The organism is Streptomyces adelaidensis (assembly GCF_016598475.1).
In the GTDB taxonomy this organism is placed as follows: Bacteria; Actinomycetota; Actinomycetes; order Streptomycetales; family Streptomycetaceae; genus Streptomyces; species Streptomyces adelaidensis.
Genome location: NZ_JAEMUX010000192.1, coordinates 1 through 3,361 on the forward strand (window position 1 = coordinate 1; position 3,361 = coordinate 3,361).

Consider the following 3,361-nt stretch of genomic DNA (forward strand, 5'->3'; position numbering starts at 1 on the left):
TCATGCACAGCCGTTCATGATCAACATATCGGCGAGCTGGACGGTGCTGTGGACGAGTCGGTTGGTATGGTCCCGACCCTCGTCGTGAGTTGCGGCAGCCCGGAGGTGGGGCAGGGCAGGGCATCTGAAGCGGGCCGGGCTCTGCCAAGTCGGAGAAAGAGATCTTCTCGAAGTTGTCTATCTCACCCCGCTGACCAGGGAGTTCGCGCCTTGGGGGCGCCCCGACCCGCATTGTGAGCCGGCGATCGTGGATCGACGGTCTGACCCGAATGAACGGTGGCGTGCACTGCTCGAAGGAACGGCTCGCGGCAGGTGAGGAACATCCCGCAGCCTGGGCGCCGGGGGATTGGCGGTCGGTTTGTGCATCGCGTGATCGAGGGTTGCCAAGGGGCGGTCGGGGTGGTGGGGCAGCGCTCGTGGAAGTCACCGAGGATGGTCGCCACTACCTTCGACACGGTCATCGTCCATGAGAAGCCGACGTCGGCTGAAGGGGCCGCCCAGCGGCATCCGCCGGAACGCAGGCGTAGCTCCATGCCCTACGCCGAACGGCCCGTCGCTCGTGCGCGACGAGCCAAGGCGACCGAGTTGGGAGCACAGCCTCGGTGCATGCCTGCTGCGACGCACGGCGCCATCCGTACCGGCCACAGGTTCGTGGGTGGCGGAGAAGGCAGCGCTCTGCGCAGCGGTTGGATCCGATCCGTTGGATCGGGCTTGGTGGTGGCCGCCGGGACCGGGCGGAGGCGCGACGACGGGGGAGCGGCCACCATGACGACCTGGGATTCGACGGTGGAGTGTTCCGGCCTGGACAGCAACGGGCCGGCGGTGGGGGCTCGCTGAGCGAGAGTCCTCCGTAAGCCGCGAGTGGACGACGGCAGGTCCACCGGCATCGCTCTCCCGGACGAGCAGGCCGCCATTTTCCAGCTGGACGGGACTAAGACCGACCCCCGCGGAAGAGAACGGCCCCGACGTGACGAGGTGCCCGGCGGTCAGCCGGGGTACGGTACGCCCGACCGGCGAGCGCGGTCAGCACGCCGCAACCGGCCACGGACAGTCCATGCCTTTCTGTCTGCTCGGTGAGCCGAGAGGGCAATTCCGGTGGTGAGGTGTCCAGGACGGGGCGCTCACGTGACACATGACCGCCGCGATGCCCCCACCACCCAGCCTCCACCGCCAGGACCGAAGCGGTTGCCAGGTGCGCGGAGAGCCAGAGCGAGGAGGGCGCGACCTGGCGCGCGCCTCATACGTCACGGGTCAGTGCGGGCGGCTTCTCCGAGTTGTGCTCGGGGCCGGATGACGATGAACCCGAAGGGGGACCACGGTTCACGGCCGGCTCTCCCCGAATTCGGAAGTTCCCAGGAAAAGAAGTGGATATGAGACATAAAGGAACGTAACCGGCGGGTAACTTCTTAGAATGTTCAAGTAATTGTGTTAGGGTTTTGAGAGTCGGAGTGAATCGCCGCAGGCTCCGATGTGCCCTCGTAGACGTTTCGCCGCAATCGATTCCGATGCGAGTGGAAGGGAAAGGCATGCTGCCTCGGCCGTGGCCCCGGGAAAGCGGATTACGGCGCTGCTCGCCTTCGGCTTGGTGACCCGCGAAGTGGCCCTCATTTTGTTCCTGACCGAAAGGGCGGTCAGGAACTATCCGAGTGGAATCCGTGGAGAGCGTGTGAAAATCCGTGGAGAGCGTCAGGTGTGGGCTTGGGGGGAACCTCACCATTCAGATAAATTGGGGGGAACCGCACCATTCGGATAAGTGAGGTAAGGAATGACCCAGAGGATAAGGTCGCCATATCCGGTCGAGGCGTTACGCCCGACGTCGGAGGAGGACAGGGTCGCTGACTTCAGAGCGAAGGTGCGGGCCGCAGGCCAGGAGTGGACTGGTGACGAGCCGGACGAACTGGTTGAGCTGCTGACCCGGGCGGCGGCAGGTGATCCGGGGCTGGCCGCCATCGTGTCTGCCGGGGGCGGGCTGCTGCGGGACTTCCTCGACGGATACCAGCAGAAAACCACTGCGGAAGTGTCGCGTGATCTGGCGGGCGACCTCGCCGACGGCCATCCGCTGCCCGCGGACGTGATCGAGGGGTTTACTCCCCGATACCTGATCGCCGTCGTGAGGCTTGCCGAGCCCAGCCGTGACGTGGATGCGCTGCGCGCGGCGGCAGGAGAGGGCGCGTTGCTGACGCACCGGGGCGGCAACGTCGTTCTCGTCATCCCCGCAGCGGGTCCGGGCAGTGGCGAACACACGGTGGCGAGACTGACCCAGTGCCTTGACGGCAGGGGCTGGCTCGCGACTGCGGAACGGGACAGGACACGCCTCGTCGATGGGTTCGACGAGGCGTTCCATGTGCTGAGGCTGGTGGTGGCGGGACTGCGCCCGAACGGTGCCTACACGATCTCGGACGTGTTGGTCGAGTACGCGGTCACGCTGAACGAGAAGGTGCGGACCGATCTGACCGCGGTGATCAGGCCGCTTCGGGCGCACAAGGTCCTGTGGGAGACGCTGACCGCCTTCGTCGACTCCGACTACAGCAAGAACAAGGCGGCCCGCGGCCTGTTCATCCACCGCAGCACGCTGGACTACCGCCTGAGGCGGATCGGGGACGTCACCGGCTGCGACCCGACCAGTGGCAGGGGCGCGCAGATGCTGACTGCGGCGATGATCGCGGAGGCGCTGCAGGGATGACCAGGCATGCGCTGATCGCCGACCGGATCGGCCGAGAGTACGTACCGCGTGTCGATCCGTCGAGCGCCGGCGGACGAGCGGCTCACTTCCGGTCCACCGGAACGTGGCCCCCGGTCCGCCACAGGTAACTGCGCACTGAGAGCGACGCGGCGCGCATGGCCGCGCGGATGTCGTCGAGGTCTTCGTGGGCGAGCTCGCCACGCGCCGGGGCGAGGGTGGGCAGCATCAGCCTGGCCGCCTCCAGCAGGCACAGCATCGCGTCCAGCTGTGCGCTGGCCGGCAGTCTGCTCAGGTCCTCGTACAGGGTCTGAATCAGGGCGTCCGGTTCTGTCGGCGCCGCGGTCCCGGTATCGCGCGCGAAGTCCGTCACGGCCGTTCCTCGAAGCTGCTCCGCTGTGGACACAAGGTTTGAGTCCCCTCCTCGGGTCGACGCCCTTCCCCGGCACGTGCCAATGCAAACAAGGATGGTATTCCGCAAATTTTGGAGGGAGTTCCGAGATGGAAGGAAAACGGTGCGTTGCGAGGGCGCAACAGTGACAAAGAATGAGGGGCCCACCTAAGATCATATCCCAGCACTTCTTGCTCTTCTTTTCTCCGGCTATGGTCCTGGCCTGGCCGGCTGTACGGAACGGATGGGTGCCGTGGATGGTGACCAGAACGGCTGGGAAGCGTCCCAGT

2 protein-coding genes are annotated in these 3,361 nt (G+C 66.0%); one reads left to right on the forward strand and one right to left on the reverse strand.

The genetic code is table 11. From position 1 onward, the window contains the following. Positions 1–1,852 precede the first annotated feature (1,852 nt). Positions 1,853–2,683: a PucR family transcriptional regulator gene (locus I8N67_RS41125; protein ID WP_307835526.1), complete on the forward strand. Its 831-nt coding sequence runs from the start codon at positions 1,853–1,855 to the stop codon at positions 2,681–2,683. Positions 2,684–2,765: 82 nt separating this feature from the next. Here I8N67_RS41125 and I8N67_RS41130 read toward each other — a convergent pair whose 3' ends face one another. Then, positions 2,766–3,053, reverse strand: coding sequence for a hypothetical protein (locus tag I8N67_RS41130; protein WP_200309423.1), 288 nt, complete (start codon positions 3,051–3,053; stop codon positions 2,766–2,768). Positions 3,054–3,361 lie beyond the last annotated feature (308 nt).